This window comes from Rhodococcus sp. HM1 (assembly GCF_023218075.1).
In the GTDB taxonomy this organism is placed as follows: domain Bacteria; phylum Actinomycetota; class Actinomycetes; order Mycobacteriales; family Mycobacteriaceae; genus Rhodococcus.
On sequence record NZ_JALPTB010000012.1, the window covers coordinates 22303 to 45497 of the forward strand.

At 67.5% G+C, this 23195-nt stretch carries 20 protein-coding genes and 1 pseudogene; 18 read left to right on the forward strand and 3 right to left on the reverse strand.

The annotated features are described in order from the left end of the window. Positions 1-14: 14 nt before the first annotated feature. Entirely contained in the window at positions 15-2765 is a 2751-nt protein-coding gene (gene ppc / locus M1M07_RS08995) for a phosphoenolpyruvate carboxylase (protein WP_248673913.1), read from the forward strand. Positions 2766-2874: 109 nt separating this feature from the next. On the opposite strand, the gene M1M07_RS09000 is transcribed toward ppc, so the two are convergent. Beyond that, positions 2875-3363, reverse strand: coding sequence for an SRPBCC domain-containing protein (locus M1M07_RS09000; protein ID WP_197253131.1), 489 nt, complete (start codon positions 3361-3363; stop codon positions 2875-2877). A gap of 86 nt (positions 3364-3449) precedes the next feature. Here M1M07_RS09000 and M1M07_RS09005 point away from each other — a divergent pair, with 86 nt between their 5' ends. Both M1M07_RS09005 and M1M07_RS09010 read left to right on the forward strand, forming a co-directional pair. Then, entirely contained in the window at positions 3450-3713 is a 264-nt protein-coding gene (locus M1M07_RS09005) for a sensor histidine kinase (protein ID WP_282581913.1), read from the forward strand. A gap of 140 nt (positions 3714-3853) precedes the next feature. Then, positions 3854-6208 (forward strand): heavy metal translocating P-type ATPase, encoded by a 2355-nt coding sequence (locus M1M07_RS09010; RefSeq protein WP_248673914.1) that lies wholly within the window; start codon positions 3854-3856, stop codon positions 6206-6208. Positions 6209-6312: 104 nt separating this feature from the next. On the opposite strand, the gene M1M07_RS09015 is transcribed toward M1M07_RS09010, so the two are convergent. Further along, entirely contained in the window at positions 6313-6735 is a 423-nt protein-coding gene (locus M1M07_RS09015) for an Hsp20/alpha crystallin family protein (protein ID WP_197253133.1), read from the reverse strand. A 177-nt stretch (positions 6736-6912) separates the two neighbouring features. Between M1M07_RS09015 and M1M07_RS09020 the strand changes: the two genes are divergently transcribed. The 6 genes from M1M07_RS09020 to M1M07_RS09045 are packed head-to-tail and all read left to right on the forward strand — an operon-like array spanning position 6913 to position 11897. Then, positions 6913-8058 carry a 4Fe-4S dicluster domain-containing protein gene (locus M1M07_RS09020; RefSeq protein ID WP_197253134.1) on the forward strand — a complete coding sequence of 382 codons (1146 nt, stop codon included), beginning with the start codon at positions 6913-6915 and terminating at the stop codon, positions 8056-8058. Further along, complete coding sequence (locus M1M07_RS09025; RefSeq protein WP_248673915.1) at positions 8055-8516, forward strand: cyclic nucleotide-binding domain-containing protein; 462 nt, start codon at positions 8055-8057, stop codon at positions 8514-8516. Before M1M07_RS09020 ends, M1M07_RS09025 begins: the two co-directional genes overlap by 4 nt. Before the next feature lie 4 nt (positions 8517-8520). Next, entirely contained in the window at positions 8521-9354 is an 834-nt protein-coding gene (locus M1M07_RS09030) for an FAD/NAD(P)-binding protein (RefSeq protein ID WP_248673916.1), read from the forward strand. Beyond that, positions 9355-10146, forward strand: coding sequence for an oxidoreductase (locus M1M07_RS09035; RefSeq protein ID WP_197253135.1), 792 nt, complete (start codon positions 9355-9357; stop codon positions 10144-10146). Beyond that, a complete protein-coding gene (locus M1M07_RS09040) occupies positions 10130-11422 on the forward strand; it encodes a Ni/Fe hydrogenase subunit alpha (protein WP_197253136.1) in 1293 nt (430 codons plus the stop codon). The genes M1M07_RS09035 and M1M07_RS09040 overlap by 17 nt, the downstream gene beginning before the upstream one ends. A 7-nt stretch (positions 11423-11429) precedes the next feature. Then, a complete protein-coding gene (locus M1M07_RS09045; protein ID WP_197253137.1) occupies positions 11430-11897 on the forward strand; it encodes a hydrogenase maturation protease in 468 nt (155 codons plus the stop codon). On the opposite strand, the gene M1M07_RS09050 is transcribed toward M1M07_RS09045, so the two are convergent. Then, the gene (locus tag M1M07_RS09050) at positions 11894-12769 is read right to left on the reverse strand and encodes a universal stress protein (RefSeq protein WP_197253138.1); all 876 of its coding nucleotides are present in this window, start codon (positions 12767-12769) and stop codon (positions 11894-11896) included. The genes M1M07_RS09045 and M1M07_RS09050 overlap by 4 nt on opposite strands. 222 nt (positions 12770-12991) lie before the next feature. Here M1M07_RS09050 and M1M07_RS09055 point away from each other — a divergent pair, with 222 nt between their 5' ends. The 9 genes and pseudogenes from M1M07_RS09055 to M1M07_RS09095 all read left to right on the forward strand — a co-directional run bounded on the left by M1M07_RS09055 (position 12992) and on the right by M1M07_RS09095 (position 23186). Beyond that, the gene (locus tag M1M07_RS09055; RefSeq protein WP_197253139.1) at positions 12992-13246 is read left to right on the forward strand and encodes a hypothetical protein; all 255 of its coding nucleotides are present in this window, start codon (positions 12992-12994) and stop codon (positions 13244-13246) included. Between the two features lie 799 nt (positions 13247-14045). Then, a complete protein-coding gene (locus M1M07_RS09060) occupies positions 14046-14822 on the forward strand; it encodes an enoyl-CoA hydratase/isomerase family protein (RefSeq protein ID WP_197253140.1) in 777 nt (258 codons plus the stop codon). Between the two features lie 98 nt (positions 14823-14920). Beyond that, entirely contained in the window at positions 14921-17008 is a 2088-nt protein-coding gene (locus tag M1M07_RS09065) for an acetate--CoA ligase family protein (protein ID WP_231610926.1), read from the forward strand. Positions 17009-17044: 36 nt separating this feature from the next. Continuing rightward, a complete protein-coding gene (locus tag M1M07_RS09070) occupies positions 17045-18172 on the forward strand; it encodes an acyl-CoA dehydrogenase family protein (RefSeq protein WP_197253142.1) in 1128 nt (375 codons plus the stop codon). Beyond that, positions 18169-19266, forward strand: a complete 1098-nt coding sequence (locus tag M1M07_RS09075; RefSeq protein WP_197253143.1) for an acyl-CoA dehydrogenase family protein — start codon at positions 18169-18171, stop codon at positions 19264-19266. Before M1M07_RS09070 ends, M1M07_RS09075 begins: the two co-directional genes overlap by 4 nt. A gap of 75 nt (positions 19267-19341) precedes the next feature. After that, positions 19342-19539: pseudogene (locus M1M07_RS09080) on the forward strand (hypothetical protein); the annotation flags it as partial. Position 19540: 1 nt separating this feature from the next. After that, positions 19541-20224 carry a TetR/AcrR family transcriptional regulator gene (locus M1M07_RS09085; protein WP_197253144.1) on the forward strand — a complete coding sequence of 228 codons (684 nt, stop codon included), beginning with the start codon at positions 19541-19543 and terminating at the stop codon, positions 20222-20224. Between the two features lie 77 nt (positions 20225-20301). Next, a complete protein-coding gene (locus tag M1M07_RS09090) occupies positions 20302-21420 on the forward strand; it encodes an ABC transporter ATP-binding protein (protein WP_197253145.1) in 1119 nt (372 codons plus the stop codon). Next, on the forward strand, positions 21417-23186 hold the full coding sequence (locus tag M1M07_RS09095; protein WP_248673917.1) for an iron ABC transporter permease: 1770 nt from the start codon (positions 21417-21419) through the stop codon (positions 23184-23186). Before M1M07_RS09090 ends, M1M07_RS09095 begins: the two co-directional genes overlap by 4 nt. Positions 23187-23195 lie beyond the last annotated feature (9 nt).

A 23195-nucleotide genomic window follows, 5' to 3' on the forward strand; every position in this document is an offset into this window, starting at 1 on the left:
TCGATACTGACCGGATGAGCGTCCCGACCGGAACAGCCGCCACCGAGCCGCTGCGCGACGACATCCGCCTGCTCGGCAGCATCCTCGGACAGATCGTGCGCAAGCACGCCGGGGAAGCCGCCTACGAACTCGTCGAGAAGGCCCGGATCGAGAGCTTCCGGGTGCGCCGCTCCGAACTGGACCGCGCCGACCTCGCCGCCATGTTCCGCGAGGTCGCCACCGCCGACACGATTCCGGTCATCCGCGCCTTCAGTCACTTCGCGCTGCTCGCGAACCTCGCCGAGGACCTGCACCGCGAGCGGCGCCGCGCGCTGCACGTCGCCGCGGGCGAACCGCCGCAGGACAGCTCGCTGGCCGCTACCTACGCCAAACTCGACGCCGCCGACCTCGACCCGGATGCGGTCGCTGCGGCGCTCGAGCACGCGCTGGTCTCGCCGGTCATCACCGCGCACCCCACCGAAACCCGCCGACGCACCGTGTTCGTCGTGCAGTCACGGATCACCGATCTCATGCGCCGCCGCGGTCGCGCCGAGGACGCCACCGAGATCGCCGAGATCGACCGGCAACTGTGGCGGCACATCCTGACGCTGTGGCAGACCGCGCTGATCCGCCTGGCGCGCCTGCGGATCCAGGACGAGATCGAAACCGGTCTGCGCTACTACGAGGCCTCGCTGTTCGCGGTGGTGCCCGCCCTCGACGCCGAGGTCCGCCGCGAACTGCGGTCCCGCTGGCCCGGCACCGCCCTGCTCACCGAACCGATCGTGCGGACCGGCTCGTGGATCGGCGGCGACCGCGACGGCAACCCGAACGTCACCGCCGAGGTCGTCCACCGCGCCACCGACCGCGCCGCGACCACGGTCTTCGGCCACTACCGCACCGAACTCGCCGAACTCGAGCAGGAACTGTCGATGTCCGAGCGGCTCGTCCCGATCACCGCCGAACTGAAGGCGCTCGTCGAGGCCGCCGCCGACGACGTGCCCGCACGCGCCGACGAACCCTACCGGCGCGCGATCCACGGCATCCGCGGCCGCCTCGCCGCCACCGCGCAGCGTCTGCTCGACGACCCGCCGAACTTCGGTGTCCCCCTCCTCGAGCCCTACCCGGGCCCGGCCGAACTGCTCGCCGACCTGGACGTCCTCGACGCCTCGCTGCGGGCCGCCGGCGACGACGTCATCGCCGACGACCGCCTCGCCCACCTGCGCAGCGCCGTCGAGGTGTTCGGGTTCCACCTCAGCGCCCTCGATCTGCGGCAGAACTCCGAGGTCCACGGCCGGGTCGTCGCCGAACTGCTCGCCTGGGCCGGCGTCACCGACGACTACGAGGCGCTGCCCGAAGACCGCAAGGTCGAACTGCTCACCCGCGAGCTCGCCACCCGGCGCCCGCTCAGCGCCCCCGGCGCCCGGCTCGGGGAGCTCACCACCGCCGAACTCGGGGTGCTCCGCGCCGCTGCCGAGGCCATCCGGCTGCTCGGCGCCCACGCCGTGCCGCACTACATCATCAGCATGTGCGCGTCGGTCAGCGACCTCCTCGAAGCGGCGGTGCTGCTCAAGGAGGTCGGGCTCGTCGACCACACCGACACCGGCCCGCGCTGCCCGGTCGCGGTGATCCCGCTGTTCGAAACCATCGAAGACCTCCAGCGCGGCGCCGCCATTCTCGGTGCAGCCCTGTCGATCCCGGAGTTCCGCAGCCTCGTCGACTCGGCCGGGTCGGTGCAGGAGGTCATGCTGGGCTACTCGGATTCCAACAAGGACGGCGGCTACCTCGCCGCGAACTGGGCGCTGTACCGCGCCGAACTCGACCTCGTCGAATGCGCCCGCGAGCACGGTATCCGGCTGCGGCTGTTCCACGGCCGTGGCGGCACCGTGGGCCGCGGCGGCGGCCCCAGCTACGACGCGATTCTTGCGCAACCCCCGGGCGCGGTCACCGGGTCACTGCGGCTGACCGAGCAGGGCGAGGTGATCGCCGCGAAGTACGCCGAACCCCGCTCGGCGCGCCGCAACCTCGAAAGCCTCGTCGCCGCGACCCTCGAATCCACGCTGCTCGACGTCGAAGGCCTGGGCGCCGACGCGCCCGCCGCCTACGCGATCCTCGACGACCTGGCCGCCCGGGCCCGCGCGGCCTACGGCGAACTCGTGCACGAGACCCCCGGATTCGTCGAATACTTCCGCACCGCCACGCCCGTCGGCGAAATCGGGCAACTCAACATCGGCAGCCGTCCCACCTCACGCAAACCGACGTCGTCGATCGCGGATCTGCGGGCTATCCCGTGGGTGCTGGCCTGGACCCAGTCCCGCGTCATGCTCCCCGGCTGGTACGGCACCGGCACCGCCTTCGAATCGTGGATCGGCGACGACGACACCCGCCGTGCCACGCTCACCGACCTGTACGAGCGGTGGCCGTTCTTCCGCACCGTGTTGTCCAACATGGCGATGGTGCTCGCCAAATCCGACATGGGGCTGGCCGCCCGCTACGCCGAACTCGTCCCCGACACCGACCTGCGCGACCGCGTCTTCGGCAAGATCGTCGACGAACACGCGCGCACCGTCCGCACCTATCTGGCGATCACCGGACGACCGGACCTGATGGCGGACAACCCGGCGCTGGCGCGGTCGGTGCACAACCGGTTCCCGTACCTCGAACCGCTCAACCACCTGCAGGTGGAGTTACTGCGGCGACTGCGCGCGGGGGAGGACACCGACGAGGTACGGCGCGGCATCCAGCTCACCATGAACGGCCTGGCCACCGCACTGCGTAACAGCGGCTGACGCCGGAGGTAACAGCGGCTGACGCCGGAGGCGACAGTGGCTGACGCCCGAAACGACGGTCGGTGTACCGAAATATCGGTGCACCCACCGTCGTACAGGGCTCCTGTGTTCAGCGGTACGCCTCGCCGAGTTCCGGATAGTCCGCCCAGCGCGGCTCCCGCTGCCCGGCCAGCAGCGCGTCGAGCCGATCGAGGTAGTACTGCCAGCCCGGACCGATCTCGGCCGCCTCCGAACGGGGAACGTGCCGATGCGTGAACTCGAGGGTCGTGACCCGGCCGACCTGACGCAACCGCAGCTCGAGCCTCCACCCGTCCACGTCGACGACGAGCATCCGCGGACCCGCGCACTCGACGATCGTGACATCCGTTGTCGTCGAGTCGTGCTCGTCGGTCATCGTCAAACGCACCCGGCCCGACGACGAATCCCCGGTCCACCGTCCGTACCAGCGGGCGAGCACGTCCGGCTTGGTCAGCGCCGCCCACACCTCGCCGATCGGCAGCGCGAAACTGCGCTGATAGTGCAAGGTTACGAGGATCGAACCGTGCGGACAGTCGTGCTCGGGGCGGACCTCGCCGAGCACGGTGGACGGGGTGCTCATCGGAATGCTCCCTCCGGTCGTCGGATGCCGGACACCGACAATTCTTCCGTGCGAGACATCCACCGGTGCGGTTTCCGGCGCGATCCGTGACCGACGCGAGACCGGCCGCCGCGGATACGGGGGAGGGCGCCGCACCGGACCGGCTCGAGGCGATCTTCGAGCGATTCCACCGGGTCGATCCCGCACGCAGCACCGCCGGCACGGGTCTCGGACCGATCATCGCGCGCGGGCTCGCGACCGTGCACGGTGGCACTCTCACCGGCGACGGGCCGGGGATGCGGGGCTCGCTTCGAGCTGGACCTGCCGTGCCGTGGTCCGGCTGCACGGTACGGGTCGGACCACTACGGTGATATCGAGTCGTATCGGTCGCGCCCGCCCGATCACCGAGATTCCCGACGCCACCCGGCCGTCATCCGCAGTGATCTCCATCGGCGGATGGTGATTCCGATCGGCGGACGGTGATCGCGATCGGCGGACGAGGAGCACAGCAGTGGCGGGAGATCCGGTACCGCATCCGACCGGGCGGGAACGATGGCGGCGATTCGTGGAACCGGCTCTGCTGGTTCTCACCCTGACGTTTCTGACGGGCGGCGTTGTCGCCTGGCTCGCGGGCGCAGCCGCGGTCGCGAACAGGTTCTGGATCACCGGCACGGTGATCGCGATCGTGCCCGCGGTGTGGTGGGTGCTGACGGCATTGCGCCGCGGGAGGGTGGGGGTCGATCTGATCGCCGTGCTGTCGCTGCTCGGCACATTGCTGGTCGACGAGTACCTTGCCGGCGCCCTCATCGCCGTCATGCTGGCCACCGGCCAGAGTCTCGACGCCGCGGCGAACCGCCGCGCGTCCAAGGACCTGCGAAGCCTGCTCGACCGTGCGCCGCGCTCGTCCCGGCGCCGGCGCGGGGAGATCGTCGAGACCGTGGCCATCGACGCCATCGCGGCAGGCGACGTCCTCGTCGTCGGATCGGGTGAAACGGTTCCGGTCGACGGCTGGATCATCGGTCCTGTCGCCGTCCTCGACGAATCGACGCTCACCGGTGAACCGATGAACGTCCGGCGCGGCGCCGGCGAGGCCGTGCGGTCCGGTGTCGTCAACGCCGGCGCCGTCTTCGAAATGGAGGCACGCGCGACCGCCGAGGAGAGCACCTACGCCGGAGTGGTCCGGCTCGCCCGCGATGCTGCTGCGGAATCCGCCCCGGTCGTGCGGCTGGCCGATCGGATCGCAGCGTGGTTCCTCCCGGTCGCACTGATCCTCGCTGCCGTCGCGTGGGTGGCGAGTGGTACTGCGGTGCGGGCGGTCGCTGTCCTCGTGGTGGCGACCCCGTGCCCACTGCTGCTCGCAGCCCCGGTCGCGATCGTGTCCGGGCTCTCTCGGGCTTCTCGCAGGGGAGTGGTGATCCGTAGTGGGGGCGCTCTCGAAAACCTGGGCCAGGCAACCACACTCGTCATGGACAAGACCGGGACTCTGACCACCGGCCGGCCCGCGGAGTCCGACATGGTCACGGCGCCCGGTTACGACGCTCCCGAGGTTCTGCGGTTGGCCGCGTCCGCCGACCAGGTTTCCGCACACGTCCTCGCCGACGCCCTCGTCGAAGATGCGAGAATCCGGGGTCTGACGCTGTCCTATCCCACCGAGGTCGTGGAGGAACCCGGCACGGGGATCGCGGCCACCGTGGACGGTCGCCGCGTGACCGTCGGCACGCTGGTCCTGCCGGCACACGCACCGTCGTGGGCCCGCGCGGTGGTGGCTCGAAGCGTTCTCGACGGCGCGGTCGTCGTGTGGGTGACCGTCGACGGCGAACTGGCCGGCGCGATCCTGCTGACCGACCCCCTGCGCCGGGACGCGCCGCGCACGCTCAGACGCCTACGGTCGGCGGGTCTGAACAGGCTGGTGATGCTGACCGGCGACCGGCGTGCGCCCGCCGCGGAGATCGGCGCGATTCTCGGCCTCGACCACGTCTATGCGGAACAGACGCCGGCGGACAAGGTGTCCCGGGTGCGAGCCGAGTGCGAGTCGGCGGTGACGGTCATGGTGGGCGACGGCGTCAACGACGCTCCTGCCCTGGCCGCCGCAACGGTCGGGGTCGCGATGGGTGCGCGCGGGTCGACGGCAACCTCCGAGGCTGCCGACATCGTCCTGACCACGGACCGGCTCGACCGCATCGCCGACGCGATGGAAATCGCGCGCCGATCCCGCCGCATCGCTCTCCAGAGCGCCGGCATCGGGATGACGTTGTCTGTGGTGGCGATGGGATGTGCGGCAGCCGGCTGGTTGGCTCCGGCAGTGGGCGCGTTGTTGCAGGAAGCCATCGACGTCGCCGTCATCCTCAATGCGCTCCGGGCGCTGCGCGGCGAACATACCCGCGACGCGGTGCTGCCCGAGGACACCGAGAAGATGCTGCAGCGATTCTCGTGTGAGCACGAGGAGATGAGGGACCGGCTCTCGATACTGCGCGTCACCGCGCAGCTCCTGGCGGCCGGAGACCGGCAACGAGCGGTGGAATCGCTGCGGGACGTCGACGACTTCCTCACCGGAACTCTGCTTCCGCACGAGCAGGCCGAGGAGACCGAACTCTATCCGGCGCTGGCCGCGCCACTCGGCAGCGGTGAGGCCACCGCGACGATGAGCCGGATGCACGCCGAGATCGAGCGGCTCGCTCGCCGACTGCACACCCATCGCCGGCAGATCGACTCGCGCGGCGCTGTCGACCCGGACCGGTGCGACGACCTCCTCGCATGTCTGTACGGCCTGCACGCGCTGCTGCGCCTGCACTTCCTTCAGGAGGAGGAGAACTACTTCACCCTCGTCGAAACGGGCGAGCATCGCGATGACCCGCCCTCGCTGTGAGGCACCGCACCGAACCGGCTCGAGGCAATCCTCGAGCCGGGCAGTGCGTTGTTCCACTCAGCGCGTCGGCGCTCTCGGACGGGCCCCGGGAGCGCTCGACGGCATCACTTCGTGGTCTTGATGTCGATCTTCTTGGCGGATTCGGTTCCCTCGGCAAGCCCGATCGAGACGGTGAGAATTCCCTTGTCGTAGGACGCCTCGACGTCCTCGTCGTCGGCGGTGGGCGGCAGGGTCACCGAGCGATGGAACGAACCGTAGGAGAACTCGGACCGGCCCTTCTCGGTCTTCTCCTCGGTGCGTTCCGCGTGGATGTCGAGGCGGCCGCGGTCGACCGTGACGGTGATGTCCTTGTCCGGGTCCACTCCGGGAATCTCGGCTCGGACGATGTAGCGACCGTTGTCGATGTGGTCTTCGACGCGAATGAGGTTGTTGCCGAAGACGGTACCGAAGGAAGGCCATCGGAGCGTGTCGAAGATTTCGGACAGCTCCGGGAAGACCGAACGGGGCTGGCGAGCGGGCACAGACATCGTGTTCCCCCTTCCGTGTGTGTAACTGTCGCACCGTCAATTTTCCCCTCTTGCGGTGCCGGTCGGCACCGATGAGCCGAGGAAGGGACGAAGGGCCCCTATCGCCGAGGGCATGTGACCTGGCTCAATGGAAGGTGAACTGTCGACGGCCGACGCGGCCGACGAAGGAGCAGGCGCATGGACGGCGCACGCATCCCGCGGGTGGACGAACGCATCCTGGACCGCCGGGGTCTCGATCTGCTGATCGACGTACTGCGAGAGCGGGGATATCGGGTCGTCGGCCCCACCGTGAGTGACACCGCGATCGTCCTCGGTGAGCTGAAATCGGGGGCCGACCTGCCGGCCGGATGGGGCGTCGAGACCGCTCCCGGCCGCTACCGGCTGCATCGACGCGACGACGCCGCCGTGTTCGCGCATTCGTCGGGTCCCCAATCCTGGAAGCAGTACCTGCATCCACCGCGACGGCAACTGTGGTCCACCACCCGTGACGGTCCGTGGGAACCGCCCGTCGTCGACGAGACGCCCTGTGCGTTCGTCGGTGTGCGCGGTTGCGATCTCGCGGCGATCGCGGTGCTGCGCCGTGTCCTGTGTCCGGACCCGGACGCCGATACACCGACCGCGCGCCGTTTCCGCAGCCTGTTCGTCGTCGCCGCGCACTGCACCGAACCCGGCGGTGTGTGCTTCTGCGCCTCCATGGGCACCGGGCCGGCGGCCGGGGCGGGATACGACCTGGCGCTGACCGAACTCCTCGACAACCACGGCCACCGATTCCTCGTCGACGTCGGAACCGAATCCGGTGCGGCAGTCCTCGGCGACGTCGAGTCCCGTGTCGCGGAAGCAGACGACGTCGAGGGTGCACGCCGCGCGGTCGCCGATGCGGCCCGGCACATGGGCCGCCACATGCCCGACACGGATCTGCGCGAGCTCCTCCGGCGTGCCCGGGACGCCGACGTCTGGGAAGACGTCGCCGACCGATGCTTGACCTGCGGGAACTGCACGATGGTATGCCCCACCTGCTTCTGCACCACCACCGAGGACACGACCGACCTGACCGGTGAGCACGCGCAGCGCTGGCAGCACTGGTCGTCCTGCTTCGAACTCGACTTCAGCCACCTGCACGGCGGCGATGTCCGCACTTCCGGCGAGAGCCGGTACCGCCAGTGGATGTCGCACAAACTCGGCACGTGGTTCGACCAGTTCGGCAGTTCCGGATGTGTGGGATGCGGACGCTGCATCGACTGGTGCCCGGTCGGCATCGACATCACCGAGGAAGCGGCACGACTGTCACAGCTGCTCCCGGCGTGGGGAGAGGACGACCGGTGAACGCTCCCGAGCCCGTTCTCCCGGCCGCGCTCGCCGGGCTCTCCGAGGAACACCGCACCCGGCTCGCGGACTTCGCAGTCGCCGTCGGGTTCGCCCCCGGCGAGCTCGTCTTCCGGGAGGACGAACCCGCCACCCGGTGCTGGCTGCTGCACACCGGCAGCGTCGTGCTGAGCACGGTGGTACCGGGGCGAGGCACCGTGGTCCTCGAAACCGTGCACGGCGGCGACATCCTCGGCTGTTCCTGGCTCGCTGCCCGTCCCCGCTGGCAGTTCACCGCGCACGCCGCGGCCGTCACCGAGGCCACCGAGCTGGACGTCGTCGCCCTGCAGGCGACGGCCGCCGACGATCCGGCGTTCACCTACGCGGTGACGCGCGCCCTGTCGGAGATGATCGTCGCCCGCCTGCATTCGACGCGGGCCCGGTTGCTCGACCTCTACGCCGGCCGTTCCTCGGAGTGACACCGTGACTCCGGATTCCGCGATTCCCCTCGGCTACCGGGTTGTCGCACGCGCGCGGGAAACACACGACACCGTCACGCTGACGCTGCAGCCCCTCATGGAACCCGCCGAAAGACGTTTTGCACCAGGACAGTTCATGATGCTGTACGCCCACGGCGTCGGGGAGGTGGCGGTGTCGGTCAGCGGTGACCCGACGCCCGACAGTGACACGCTCGTCCACACCATCCGCAGCGTGGGGGCCGTGAGCCGGGCGCTGCACGACGCACCGGTCGGCACGGTGATCGGTGTCCGGGGCCCGTTCGGGAACGGATGGCGGATGCACACCCGCCCCGGCGGTGATCTGGTCGTCGTCGCCGGAGGGGTAGGGCTGGCGCCCCTGCGGCCCGCCGTGCTCGCCGCGCTCGCCGCACGCGACCGGTTCCGGCGGCTCACCCTCGTCGTCGGGGCGCGGACCCCGGCGAACATCCTGTTCCCATCCGACCTGTCCGCCTGGGCGACCCGGGACGACCTCACCGTCGAGCTGACGATCGACCAACCGGTGTCCGGGTGGACGGGTGCGGTCGGATTCGTCACCGAAGCCCTACAGAGAATCGACGTCGACCCCGCCCGCACCACCGCACTGCTGTGCGGGCCCGAACCGATGATGCGGTTCTGCGCCCGCGCCCTGATGTCGCGGGGAGTTCCCGCCGAGGCCATCCAGTTGTCCCTCGAACGGAACATGCAGTGTGGCACCGGGCAGTGCGGCCACTGCCAACTCGGGGAGCTCCTGCTCTGCCGGGACGGGCCCGTCGTCGACTACACCGTCGCCGAACCGCTTCTGCGCGTACCGGAGCTGTAGATGAGTACACCCTCGAAACCGACACCGACCCTCGCGGTGTGGAAGTTCGCCTCCTGCGACGGCTGCCAGCTCACCCTTCTCGACTGCGAGGACGAGCTGCTGCCGCTGGCCGAGGAGGTGTCGATCGCCCATTTCCTCGAGCTGTCCGACGCCGTCGCGGGTGGACCGTACGACCTGTCGCTGGTCGAAGGATCGATCACCACCGCGGCCGACCGCGACCGCATCCGCAGGATCAGGGAACAATCCCGGTCCCTGGTCACCATCGGGGCCTGCGCCACCGCGGGCGGGATCCAGGCGCTGCGCAACTTCGCCGACATCGACGAGTTCCTGTCGGTCGTCTACGCCGACCCCCACTACATCGACACGCTCGCCACCTCGACCCCCGTCTCGGCGCACGTGCCGGTCGACTTCGAACTGCGCGGATGTCCCATCGATCGCCGCCAGCTCCTCGAGGTGATCACCGCCTACCTGTCCGGACGGAAGCCGAACATCCCGAACACCACCGTGTGCACGGAGTGCAAACGACGCGGTCTGACCTGCGTGATGGTCGCCGAGGGCACACCCTGCCTCGGACCGGTGACGCACTCCGGCTGCGGCGCACTGTGTCCGGCCGTCTCCCGGGGATGCTACGGCTGTTTCGGTCCGGCGCCCGATCCCAACCTCGCGTCCATGACGGGGTGGCTGCGGACCTGCGGCATGAGCGAGGCGGACATCTCCCGGATCTTCGCGACGTTCAACGTCGCGGCGTTCGACACCGGCACGGCGGGAGCACGCGATGACCGACTCCCGTAGGGAAATGACCGTCCGGGCGCTCGCCCGCGTCGAAGGCGAAGGCCGGCTCGACGTCACCGTCCGCGACGGCCGCGCCGAGCGGGTGGATCTCGCGATCTACGAGCCGCCGAGATTCTTCGAATCGTTCCTGCGTGGCCGGCACTTCCTGGAGCCGCCCGACATCACCTCCCGGATCTGCGGGATCTGCCCCGTCGCGTATCAGGTGAGCGCCTGCAACGCGCTGGAGGACGCGTGCGGAGTGATCGTCGACGACGACATCACCGACCTTCGCCGGCTCCTGTACTGCGGGGAGTGGATCGCGAGCCACGTGCTGCACATCTACTTCCTTCACGCCCCAGACTTCCTCGGCGTCCCGGATTCGATCGAACTCGCGCGCAGGGATCGTGCCGCGGTCGAACGGGGACTGGCCTTGAAGAAGGCGGGAAACGCCGTCCTCGACGTCGTCGGTGGGCGCCCGATTCACCCCGTCAACGTGCGGGTCGGCGGATTCCACCACGCCCCGACCCGGGCCGAACTCGCCCCGCTCGCAACGCAACTCGACGCCGCCCTCGACGACGCGGTGGCAACGGTCGACTGGGTGTCCTCCTTCGACTGTCCCGACATCGACGTCGACCACGAGTTCCTCGCGTTGCAGCACCCGTCGCGCTACGCCATCGAGGACGGCGACGTCGTCTCCACTTCCGGGTTGCATTGCACAGCAAGCGAATTCCCGAAGCACGTGACCGAACACCAGGTGCCGCACTCGACCGCACTGCACGCTACGCTCGACGGGCGCCGCTACCTCACCGGCCCGCTGGCCCGGTATTCGCTCAACTCCGGGCAACTGACCGGGCAGGCCGCGGCGTCCGCGGCCGCGGCGGGACTCGGCCCCCGATGCCGCAATCCCTACCGCAGCATCGTCGTCCGCGCCGTCGAGGTCGTGTACGCGCTGGAGGAGGCGCTGCGGATCATCGACCGCTACCGACGGCCCGCTCCACCCGCCACCGCTGTCTCGCCGGTGCGTCGCGTCGGGCACGGTGTCAGCGAAGCGCCCCGTGGCCTGCTCTATCACCGCTACGAACTGGACTCCGCCGGCCTCGTCACCGCGGCCGCGATCGTCCCGCCGACCTCCCAGAATCAGGCGGCGATCGAGCACGATCTGCGCCGCGCCGTCGAGGCGAATCTCGCCGCCTCGGACGAGGATCTGACGATGATGTGCGAGCACATCATCCGCAACTACGATCCGTGCATCTCGTGCGCCACGCACTTCCTGACCCTCACGGTGCAGCGCCGATGATGTGCCGATGAGAACCGTGGTGCTCGGGTTGGGAAACGACTACCGCAGGGACGACGGGGTCGGACCCGCGGTCGCGCGCGACGTCGCCGCCCGGGTGGCACCGGACGTCGGGGTGTACGCGGTGGACGGCGAACCGACGCGGATGCTCGACGCGTGGGACGGCGCGGATCTGGCGATTCTGATCGATTCCGCGGTAGGAGATTCCGCTCGTTCGGGAACGGTGACTCCGGGAACCGTGCACCGTTTCGACTCGCAGGACCTGACGCTGTCGCCGGGGGCGGCGACCAGTACCCACGGCTTCGGGTTGATCACCGCCCTCGAGCTGGGGCGTCTGCTCGATCGCATGCCCCGCCGATGGGTGCTGTACACCGTCGACGCCGCCGACGTCGGCTTCGGCTGCGGCCTGTCCCGCACCGCCGCCCGAGCAGCCGACCGGGTGGTCGCGGCGGTGCTGGAGGAAATTACCCGCGTCTAGCGCACCACCAGCATCGGGCAGGTCACGTGGTGCAGCAGCGCGCGGCTCGTCGAGCCCAGCAGCAGGCCCGTGAACCCGCCCCGTCCGCGACTTCCGACCACCAACAGCTGGGCGTGCTCGGACTCGTCACGCAGGGTCCGGACGGGCCGATCCAGGACCACCACCGTCCGGACCGGGACGTCGGGGAACTCCCCGGAGTATCCGGCCAGGCTCTCGGACAGCGTCGCCCGCTCGCGTTCCTCCACCTGGGCCCAGTCGAAGTCGCTGGGGAACGGGGCGTGCACATCGACGTCGGACCACGCGTGGACCGCGACGAGCTCGGCACCGCGCATGGCCGCCTCCTCGAACGCCATCGCGATCGCGGGCTCGCTGTGCTTCGACCCGTCGGCCCCGACGACGACCGGACCGGAAATATCGTTGACGTCGACATGCGGGAGACCCCGTACGACGGCCACCGGTGAACGGGCGTGGGTGACCACCGCGGAGCTGACCGAGCCGAGAATCGCACGTTCGATCAGGCCGCGCCGATTCGCACCGAGGACCACCATCCGGGCGGACTTGGATCGCTCGATCAGCTCGCGGGCCGGTGCATCCTGTGACACGGCCTTCTCGACCTCGACGGTGTGTCCCGCCGTCACCTGCGCGACCAGGCTCTCGGCCTCGGCGAGCCGCCGCTCCGCCTCGAGCTGCTCCTCCTCGTAGAAGGTGTCCGGCATTCCGATGGGGACGACGTAGCCGCCGGACACGATCGCCGTGGTGACAAGGGTGAGGGGAGCCCCCCGTCGTGCTGCTTCCTTCGCGGCCCACGCGACCGCTTGCAGAGACGAGGGTGAGCCGTCCACTCCGACGACTATCGGTTGAGGTGCGGTCACGTTGGCCTCCTGGGGTCGGCCGGCTGGAATCCGTCACTGCCTATCGTCGTTGCGGCAGCGCGCTCTGCCGTAGGGGAGAAGGTCCTCACCTTCGGGCGCCGGCATGCAGCACGCCCGCGTCGGAGCCGAGTTCGTTCGCCGGAACCTTTTGCTGGTCTCGCTCCTCCAAGTAGGTGGCGGGCAACAGGGTTCCGCCGTAACGAGAAGGATAGGACAAACCTCATGGGCACGAAGCTGATTCGCGGCGCGATTCTGGCGACGGCAACGGCCGGCGTGGCCCTGGCGGCGGCCGGTGTGGCTCAGGCGGGCGGTGCCCCCGACGGCTGGGTCCCGGGACCGTCCGTCGAACCGGGCTACATCGCGCCGATCGTCGACCCCGCCTGCATTCCGGTGCAGCCCGGTGTCAGCATTCCCCACCCCGCGGATGTGCCTTGCTTCACGCCCGAGGGATTCAGCGGCGTCATGCCGTCCCGGTAGCGATGCGTCGGCCCGATCCACAAGCCTGGGATCGGCGTTTGGGAACACGGTGCCTGGGCGCGATCCGTGCGTCCGGGTGCCGTCCGGTTGCGCCGGCGCAACCGGACGGTTGGGGTCGCTGCACGCCGCGTGGTCGGGAAGACTTGCCACTTCGTTATCGGACGGCATGGTTATCGGACGGCATGGGCCCGCCGGGAAACCCTGTGGATGGTCGATCGTCCGGCCTCGGTGCTGTGTTGCATCGGCAGACCGTGTACCGGCTGTCCTGTCGCAGCAGGCAACGTGCGGACCTGTGTCGACGTGGCTTGCACGATCGTGCGGGACGTGAGCGCGGACTCGACCAATGCGCGGGCACGCACGAGCAAGCGGCATGCGCCCCGACCGGGGCGCCTATCAACAGAGCGAACCCACCGGGGGAACGAATGTCGAGTCGGACGACGCTCTTCGGTTCGGAAAGTCCGTTTTCTCGACGCGGTTTCGGCGCCGTGGGGCCAGTGGTACTCGCATCCGGCCAAGCCGCGTGTCGGCAGGCGAGGCGCACAGCGGGGCCGCGGCGGGGGGCTCGGCTTCGGCAGCGCAGCATTCGGGCGACAACCATGTTGCGGCAAGCGGATACGACAGCTTTCCGCTCGTTACGTCGCCACGGTCGGCATTGCTGATGTCGATTTCCGGTCTCGCCGCGCGCCCAAATCTACGCAAATTGCCCCACCCCTTGTTTTCGACGTCGACATCGAGTTAGAGTCCTCCTTGTGGCGCCGATCACGATGATGCGGCTGCTGTGACTTGAAGGATGACTCCGATGAACGATGCATCTTCCGATCTGTCCGTCGAACTCGTGCAACATGTGGCGACCGTTCGCATCCACCGAGCCCCGAACAACTTCTTCGACACCGATCTGATCGGCGCGTTGGCGGACACGTTCGAGGAACTGTCGCAGGACGCGCAATGCCGGGCGATCGTATTGTGCAGTGAGGGAAAGCATTTCTGCGCCGGCGCGAACTTCCAGGGCGGAAACCGCAAACCTCGATACGACGCCGACCGCGTGCATACCTATGACCAGGCGCAACGCCTGTTCGAGCAGCCGCTGCCGGTTGTGGCTGCCATCCAGGGCGCCGCCATCGGCGGCGGACTCGGGTTGGCTCTTGCCGCCGACTTTCGGATCGGCTCGAGTCGCGCACGTTTCTCCGCCAACTTCGCCGCCATCGGGTTCCATCACGGCTTCGGGCTCACCGAGACGCTCCCCGCGGTGACCGGGCAGCAACGTGCCCTCGAGATGCTGATGACCGGCCGGAACGTCGGCGCCGAGGAGGCGATGAACATCGGACTTCTCGATCGACTTGTGCCTGAATCGGAAATCGGCAGCGCTGCAATCGAATTCGCCACGGAGATCGCTTCCGCTGCACCACTGGCCGTCCGGGCGATCCGCGCCACGATGCGCGGCGACCTCGCGGACCGCGTCAAAGCTGCGATGGCCCGCGAGAAGGTCGAGCAACAGATCCTTTCCGAAACCCAGGACTGGACCGAAGGTGTCAAGGCGGCGGCGGAACGGCGTCGTCCGAACTTCGTCGGCTGCTGACCGTATTCCCGTCGACTCACGTAGGAGCTGCAATGACCCACACCCTTCCCCATGCCGACCTCGATCCGCAGCGCGCAGACGATCGTGATTCCGTGCCGATGTTGCTGCGCCCGAGAGGGATAGCAATTGTGGGTGCCTCGCGACGCGAGGGGAGTGTGGCGTTCCGAACGTTGAGGAACCTGGTGGATTCGACGTTCGAGGGCGCGTTGTATCCCGTCAACCCCAAAGAGGAGGAGTTGCTGGGGCTGCGCTGCTACGGCTCGGTTCGGGAGATCGCCGACCCGGTCGATGTCGCTCTGATCATGGTGCGTGCTGCGCAGGTCGAATCCGTGATCGAGGATTGCGGCAGCATCGGAGTCAGGGTAGTTGTGGTGTTCTCCTCCGGATTCGCCGAGTTGGGGGAACAGGGACGACAAATGCAGGACCGTATCGGCGCCACTGCCCGCCGACTCGGCATCCGCGTGCTGGGTCCGAACTGCCAGGGTTATGCCTTCACCCCGACGGATCTGACGGCGACTTTCTCGACCCCGGCCTCAGATCTCGGAGTCCCGTCGGGTATCGCCTACGTCGGTCAGAGTGGCGCCCTGGGTGGTGCCTTGGTCTACGAGTGCCGCGGGCGGGGGATCGGGCTGTCTGCATGGGTATCGACCGGTAACCAGTCCGACCTCTCGGTCACCGATGTCGCCTTGACCTTGCTTGCCGAACCCGAAATTTCCGTGCTCGGCATCTATCTCGAGGAAATGCCCGACGGGCACGCCTGGGAAGCGGTCCTCGATGCTGCATCTGCATACGGCAAGCGAGTTGTTGTGCTGCGCTCCGGTCGCACCGACGCCGGAAAACAGGCAGCAGCGTCCCATACCGGGGCGATGATCGGATCCGACGCCGCATTCGTCCTGCTCTCCCGCAATCGCGGTGCCATCATGGTCGACGACCTCGACGAGATGGTCGACGTGTTCGCCGCCCTTCTCGATTCCCGGGCTACCCGTGGCGAGCGTGTCGGCATCGTCACGACCTCCGGTGGTGCCGGCAGCATCCTGGTCGATCACCTCCACGAACAGGGGCTTCACACGGCGGAACTCCGTCCCGAGACCACGGCAGCGTTGGGCGAGATCGTTCCGGAATTCGGTTCGGTGGCCAATCCCGTGGACGTCACCGCACAACTGTTCACCGCCGACAATCCCGCGTTCGTCTCCGTCTGCCGCATGGTTGCCGACGACCCCGGAGTCGATCATCTCGTGGTTCTGCTGACGGGGCTGAACAAGATCCGCGCAACCCGAGTGGCACGCGAGCTGGCAACAGTCGCCGACACCACCGACACGACGATCAGCTTCGTGTACATGGCCGCACCGGACGGCCGTGCCGACGTCGACGACATCCTTCACCGCAGCGGCGTAGGGGTCTTCAACTCGATGCGCGACATGGCCGTCGCTCACGGCAAGGTGCGCCGCAGCGCGACGCCCGCCCCCGCCGCCCACGAAGCGCGCCCGCGCGTCGAGGCAGCGGTCCGATCGATGGCCGGAGTGACCGGTTCCGTCACCGAATGGGCCGGCCGTCGATTTCTCGCGGCTGCAGGCATCGAAGTCCCGGACGCGGTTCTGATCGACGAGAATTCCGTGGCAACCACCACGACCGTGTCGGACTCGCTCGGTTGGGGCCCGTTCGCCCTGAAGATCCAGTCTCCCGATGTCGTCCACAAGACCGAGATCGGAGGCGTCCGGATCGGTGTGCACCTGGCCGATGTGCCCGCGACGGTCGAACAGATCCGCAGCACGGTCACCGCGGCCGAGCCCACCGCCGAGATCGACGGGGTCATGATTCAACAGATGGCCGAGCCCGGCCTCGAACTGATCATCGGGATCGACGGTCCCCGCGACGGATACCCCCCGGTGCTCACCGTCGGATTCGGCGGATCCCGAGCCGAGATCTATGCCGACATCGCATCGGACCTGTGCCCTGTCACCCCTGCAGGAGCCCTGCAGTTGTTGCGGAGCCTGACCGCTTGGCCGCTGCTCGAAGGCTACCGTGGAAGCGCCCCAGCGGACATCGACGCCGTCGTCGATGCCCTCGTCACGTTGTCCCATGTAGCAATCGCCCTCGACGAACGACTGGTCGATCTCGAGATCAACCCCTTCATCGTTCGTGAACATGGCGCTGCCGCAGTCGATCTCGTTCTACGCCTGCGGTGAGCCATCCGCCCTCAAGTTCCCTGTGAAGGACTTTTCATGAGATTTCCTCCCACCACCCTCACCGGTGACGAACTCACGTTGCGCTACCAAGTGCGCGAGTTCCTTGCCGAGAATCTTCCGCCCGGCACCCCCGCCCTCGGAATGGGGACTGTCGACCACGAGTTCAGCCGGGCCTTGGCCGCTCGCGGCTGGGTCGGTATGTCCATCCCCGTCGAGTACGGCGGTTCGGGTCGCACTGCTGTCGACCGCTTCGTCGTCAGCGAGGAGTTGCTGGCGGCCGGCGCCCCGATCTCCGCTCATTGGACCGCCGATCGGCAGACGGCACCCACCCTGCTCAAGTTCGGCTCGGAGGAGTTGCGTCGTGAGTTCCTGCCCGCAATCGCCAAAGCCGAATGCGGATTCGCCATCGGAATGAGCGAACCCGGTGCAGGCTCCGATCTCGCCTCGGTTCGCACCACGGCCGTCAAGGTCGACGGCGGATGGACCGTCAACGGCACCAAAGTATGGACCTCCGGCGCGCACTGGGCCGACTACTCCATCGTGTTGTGCCGTACCAGTCCTCCAGAAACAACCCGCCACCAGGGACTGAGCCAGCTGATCGTCAACCTGCGAGCCGACGGGGTCACCGTCAATCCGATCATCACCCTCGACGGCCGCCACCACTTCAACGAGGTCATCCTCGACGACGTGTTCGTCCCGGACCGGCACGTCGTCGGCACCATCGGAGAAGGATGGAAACAGGTCAGTAACGAACTGGCCTACGAGCGCTCCGGGCCGGATCGATGGATGACCCCGTTCGTCCTGCTCCGCGAATTCGTCGATCGCCTCGACGCCGACTCACCGGCCGACATACTCGCAGCAGTCGGCGATCTGACCGCTCGCTACCGCACTTTGCGGAACATGTCCTTGTCGGTAGCCCGGATGATCGACCAGGGGAAAGCGCCGGCCGCGGAAGCCGCGCTGGTCAAGGACCTGGCCACGACGTTCGAGCAGGACGTCATCGACCGCATCCGCGAACTGTCCGATCTCGAGCTCGATCCCGACTCCGAGGACACCTTCGAAGAACTACTCGCCCGCGCCGTCCAGCGCTCACCCATTCTCACCATCCGCGGAGGAACCAGCGAAATCCTTCGCTCGGTCGCTGCGAAGGAGCTCATGCGATGACGACCACCGTCGACCCGATGCTGACCGACACGGTGGTTCGCGCCACCGCCGCCGAATGCGACACCGAGACCGTGCGAGCGTGGGAACGCACCGGCACCGAACTTCCCACGATCTGGAAGACCTTCCTCGAGTTGGGTCTGCTCGGTCTGGCCGTACCCGAAGACCAAGGCGGCTCCGGCGGAGACCTCGCCGACGCACTGGAAGTACTCCGGCTGTGCGCAGCCGGATCGGTGCCCGTGCCCTACGCCGAACATGTCGTTCTCGCTGGGCAATGGCTCGGTGCCGCAGGGAGATACAGCGACGTGCAGCACGAACACGTCGTCACCGTCGTCCCGGATCCACACACGATGACCCTCACCGATACCCCGACCGGCACCGTTCTCGAAGGCACCGTGCGACGGGTACCGTGGGCGCGCGACGCCGACCAGGTGTTGATTCCGTGCCGCCGCGACGACGAGCACGTCCTGGTGCTGGTCGACAGCGCGGCACTCGACATCACCGGGCGCCGCAACCTCGCTGCCGAACCACGCGATACCGTCACGGCGTCGGCGCTGGCGGTCACCGATTCGATGGTCGTCGGTCCTGTCGATCCGGTCGCCTGGACCCTTGCCGGTGCCCTGGTTCGCTCGGTCGCGCTGGCCGGTGCCACACAACGCGCCCTGGACCTGAGCATCGACTACGTGAAGGTCCGCGAGCAATTCGGCCGTCCGCTCGGCAAGTTCCAGGCCGTCGGCCACATGCTCGCTCGCACCGCCGAGGACACGGCCGCTGCCCGTCTGGCCACCGAATCGGCGATCAACAGCGTGGCTGGGCTCCTCGCCGAGCACTCCTGGGAGCAGGCGCTTCGCGCCGCTGAAACGGACACCGCCACCGCGAAGATCCTCACCTCCCAGGCGGCGACCTCCGTCGCCCGGATGGCACACCAGATGCACGGGGCGATGGGCACCACCGTCGAATACGACCTGCAACTGTCGACCCGCCGAATGTGGTCATGGCGGGAGGAATTCGGCAGCCACACCTTCTGGTCCCGACGCCTCGGCCGCATCGCAGCCACGGCCGGTGCCGCTCGACTGTGGGACTTGATCTCCCGCTGACATCACCTGCTGCGCCGCCTCCTCGAAGGACGTTCCATGGCCCGCATCTCGGCACCTCGGATACTCCACGTACCGCTCGGCGCCCACGGAATCAACCTCGAATACCCTGTCATCCGACATATCAACAATCTCGAATCGGTTCCGGCCTACGAAGGCGCTTCCGAAGTGCACCAACTGGTTCTCGGTCGGGCACTGACCGGAGAATCTGCATCCGCTGAGCACTCGGCCAGGCGGAGGCTCAATCGGAACCGGTCGCAGCGGAGAGGTGACTGAAGTGGCAACAGAAGGACCGGGAACGTCGGCCGCGCGCCGCGAACAGTACGGCAAGGGTGAAAACGCCAAGGGAAAGCGCACGCGTGCCCTGTTGATGAAACATGCCCGCACCGTGTTCGAACGGGACGGATACATCGACGCCAGAGTCGCCGACATTGCAAAGGAGGCCGGCGTCTCCCACGGCACCTTCTATACCTACTTCGAATCGAAGCAGGAAATCCTGCGGGCAATCATCGCGGAGATCTCCGACGAGTACGCCGCCGCGACCAGATCGGACGCGGACACTCTCACCGAGGAGACCGATCCGGTACGTCGCGAATGGCTCCGAATCGATACAGCCAACCGCCGGTTTCTCGAGGTGTACCGCCGCAATCGCGGGATGATGAAGATCTACGAACTCGTCTCCGCCATGGATCCGTACCTGGAAGAGCAGCGTCTGATCGGCCGGCGCCGCAGCACCGCCCGCATCGAACGCAGCATTTCGAGACTGCAGCAGTTGGGCATGGTGGATCCGACACTCGATGCACACACGGCCGCTGCAGCCCTGTCTGCGATGGTAGGAAACTTCGCGTATTTCTGGCTGGCGCTCGGCGAGGAATTCGATGAGCAAGTCGCCTACAACACTTTGACCCAACTATGGGCAAACTCCCTCGGTGTGCGAAAGGTTCTCGCCGAACACGAATAAGTCGGCGCGCGAATCTGCCAAATTCTGCGGGACAGCCCATCGGAAATTCCTTCGGGACCACCCGGAAAGGATCAACGATGAAAGTCTCATTGTCGAAGCTGAACCTCACCTACGGAGACTTCACCGCCGTCAAGAGCTTGGATCTCACCATCGATGATGGTGAGTCCGTGGTACTGCTGGGACAATCCGGCTGCGGAAAGACCAGCACCATGCGGTGCATCGCCGGTTTGGAACAACCCACCGGAGGGTCCATCGCCATCGGCGAGACCACGGTGTTCGATTACAACTCGAACACCAACGTGCCGTCGTTCAAACGAAACGTCGGCATGGTGTTCCAGTCGTACGCGGTCTGGCCGCACAAAACAGTGCTGGAGAACGTCAGCTTCCCGTTGCAGCTGAAGAAGGTCCCGAAGAAGGACATCCGGCGCCGCGCTCTGGCCACTTTGGAGATGGTGGGCCTGGCCCATCTCGCCGACCGCGGCGCCAGCCAGCTCAGCGGTGGGCAGATGCAGCGAGTCGCGCTGGCACGGTCGATGGCAATGGAACCGAGTGTGCTCCTGCTCGACGAACCACTGTCGAACCTGGACGCACGACTGCGCGACGACCTGCGCGTCGAACTTCGCCGGATCCAACTCGAGCGGGGGCTGACCAGTATGTACGTCACCCACGACCAGCAGGAAGCGCTCGCTCTGGCCGATCGGATCGCGATCATGCAGTCCGGATACATCACGCAGCTCGCCGCCCCTGCCGAGCTGTACCGCCGACCCAACAGCGCCTCGATCGCACGTTTCCTCGGCGTCGCCAATGTCTTCTCGGTCGGAGCGATACACGGCAACGGGCACTACGAGCTCTCCGGGTACCCCATGAGTGTCGTTGCCGAGGACCAGCGCGTTCACGGCGAGGCGAGTGTTTGCTTCCGGCCCGAGGACGTCCTGGTCGAGTCCGCCCCGGCTCTCCCGGAGGCCGGCGCACCCAACAGTTGGAGCGGCACGGTGACCGTCGCGGTCTTCCAGGGAGCGACCGTCCGGTACCAGATCGAACTCGATGGTGGAGCGCGGATCGAAGCCACCTGCACCGAAACGCCCGGCTCCGCAAGAGCCGCAGGCGAGCCCGTGACCGTGCGGGTGCGTCCCGAACGCGTACTCGTCCTGCCCGACGACACCGTCCCCACCGAGACTCTCGAGGTTGCAGCATGAGTATCGACACCGTGGCACCGCCGGCACCACCGTCACCATCGAGTAGCTCCTCGACGACGCCGATGCCGAACAAGCGCGCACGCACACGAAGCAGCTGGCGCCCGAGCCTGCCGCTGCTCCTCGTTCTCGGCTTCCTGATCCTGATACCGGCAGGCTTCGTGCTTCTCGGCGCATTCAGCGTCAACATTCCTCGCCCAGGTAGCATCTCGCTCGATTTCACCCTCGGCAACTTCGCTGTCCTCGCCGACCCGGCGATCCGCGGAGCCGCGTCGAATTCACTGCTCATCGCGGTCTTGTCAGCGGTACTCGCCGTCCTCATCGGTGGAAGTGTGGCGTTCCTGACGGCCCGCACCGACATTCCGATGCGGCCGCTGGTCTACCTCATCGGTCTGACCCCGATGTTCCTACCGTCCTACGTCGGAGCACTGGCCTGGTCGATTCTCGGCAGTCCCGGAGCCGGGTTGCTCAACATCGCCTCGCGAGACATCGGCCTCGGCATCGAAATGAACGTCTACAGTATTCCCGGCATCGTGCTGATCATGGCGATGTTCTACGCGCCGTACGCCTTTCTGCTGATCCATGCGTCGATGTCGATGATGAATCCCGATTTCGAGGACGCCGCCGTCGTCCATGGCAGCTCGACATGGCGGATGATCCGCCAGGTGACCATACCGCTGGCCCTGCCGGCAATCCTGGGCTCGACGTTGCTCATCTTCGTCCTCGTCTTCGAGAACTTCCCGGTCGCTCAGGTACTGGCCAGCCCCGGCGGAATCGACACCGTCCCCACGTTCATCTACCGCATGATGAACAGCTACCCGTCCCGGGGCAACGAAGCGGCCGCCCTGGCCGTGCTCATGGTCGCGGTGGTGCTCTTCGCGACGTGGCTCCAGCGTCGAGCCCTGTCGAAGCGCTCCTACACCACGGTGTCCGGTAAAGGCGTCAAGGCCCGTCGGATTCGTCTCGGTGCCATGCGGTGGCCGGCCTTCGTCCTCGCCCTCGGATACCTGATGCTCGCCGTGATCCTGCCCCTGATCGCACTCGCGGTGATCGCGGTGCGCCGCGCCCAGTACACCGGATCGCTTTCCGAACTGTTCGCCCCCGGCGCGCTCGGTCTCGAATCGTTCCACGCGGTGCTCGGTTCCGCCTCGTTCTGGAAGATCGCCGGCAACAGCATCGTCGTCGCACTCGCCGCCGCCGCGGTCGGGACGGTGATCGCGTTCCTGGTCGGCTACGTCGTCTACCGCACCTCTGCTCGCGGCCGGGGCCTGATCGAGTCGGTCGCCATGCTGCCTCTGGCGGTGCCGGCCATCGTGTTGGGTATGGGTCTTCTGTGGACGTGGCTGATGATGCCGGTCAAGCTCTACGGCACTCTGTGGGTATTGGTCATCGCCTTCATCGCCGTGCAGATGCCGCAAGGCGTGCGAAGCATCGCGGCCGCGATCCAGTCCACGGATCGCGATCTCGAAGACGCCGCAGTGCTGCTCGGGGCGCGCCGCCACCGTGCCATCTCCTTCGTCACCGTTCCGTTGATGCGCGTCGCGATCTCGTCCAGTTTCCTGATGCTGCTGATGTTGAGCATGCGCGAGCTGACCGTTCCGCTGTTCCTCTACACCAACGACACCAAGATCTTGTCGATTGCCATCTTCGACCAGTTCGAAAACGGTGGCGCACTTCAGCAGGCAGCAGCGTTGAGCCTGGTCTACTGCGTGATCGTGTTCATCTTGTCCTACCTGCCACGCCGGTTCGGCAAGAGCATCGCCGAGTGAGCCGATACG

What these genes read in the sequence shown, in the direction of transcription:
- ppc (WP_248673913.1), top strand. Translation starts at nt 15, where the DNA reads ATGAGCGTCCCGACCGGAACAGCCGCCACCGAGCCGCTGCGCGACGAC.
- M1M07_RS09000 (WP_197253131.1), bottom strand. Translation starts at nt 3,363, where the DNA reads ATGAGCACCCCGTCCACCGTGCTCGGCGAGGTCCGCCCCGAGCACGAC.
- M1M07_RS09015 (WP_197253133.1), bottom strand. Translation starts at nt 6,735, where the DNA reads ATGTCTGTGCCCGCTCGCCAGCCCCGTTCGGTCTTCCCGGAGCTGTCC.
- M1M07_RS09020 (WP_197253134.1), top strand. Translation starts at nt 6,913, where the DNA reads ATGGACGGCGCACGCATCCCGCGGGTGGACGAACGCATCCTGGACCGC.
- M1M07_RS09035 (WP_197253135.1), top strand. Translation starts at nt 9,355, where the DNA reads ATGAGTACACCCTCGAAACCGACACCGACCCTCGCGGTGTGGAAGTTC.
- M1M07_RS09040 (WP_197253136.1), top strand. Translation starts at nt 10,130, where the DNA reads ATGACCGACTCCCGTAGGGAAATGACCGTCCGGGCGCTCGCCCGCGTC.
- M1M07_RS09045 (WP_197253137.1), top strand. Translation starts at nt 11,430, where the DNA reads ATGAGAACCGTGGTGCTCGGGTTGGGAAACGACTACCGCAGGGACGAC.
- M1M07_RS09055 (WP_197253139.1), top strand. Translation starts at nt 12,992, where the DNA reads ATGGGCACGAAGCTGATTCGCGGCGCGATTCTGGCGACGGCAACGGCC.
- M1M07_RS09060 (WP_197253140.1), top strand. Translation starts at nt 14,046, where the DNA reads ATGAACGATGCATCTTCCGATCTGTCCGTCGAACTCGTGCAACATGTG.
- M1M07_RS09065 (WP_231610926.1), top strand. Translation starts at nt 14,921, where the DNA reads ATGTTGCTGCGCCCGAGAGGGATAGCAATTGTGGGTGCCTCGCGACGC.
- M1M07_RS09070 (WP_197253142.1), top strand. Translation starts at nt 17,045, where the DNA reads ATGAGATTTCCTCCCACCACCCTCACCGGTGACGAACTCACGTTGCGC.
- M1M07_RS09075 (WP_197253143.1), top strand. Translation starts at nt 18,169, where the DNA reads ATGACGACCACCGTCGACCCGATGCTGACCGACACGGTGGTTCGCGCC.
- M1M07_RS09090 (WP_197253145.1), top strand. Translation starts at nt 20,302, where the DNA reads ATGAAAGTCTCATTGTCGAAGCTGAACCTCACCTACGGAGACTTCACC.
- M1M07_RS09095 (WP_248673917.1), top strand. Translation starts at nt 21,417, where the DNA reads ATGAGTATCGACACCGTGGCACCGCCGGCACCACCGTCACCATCGAGT.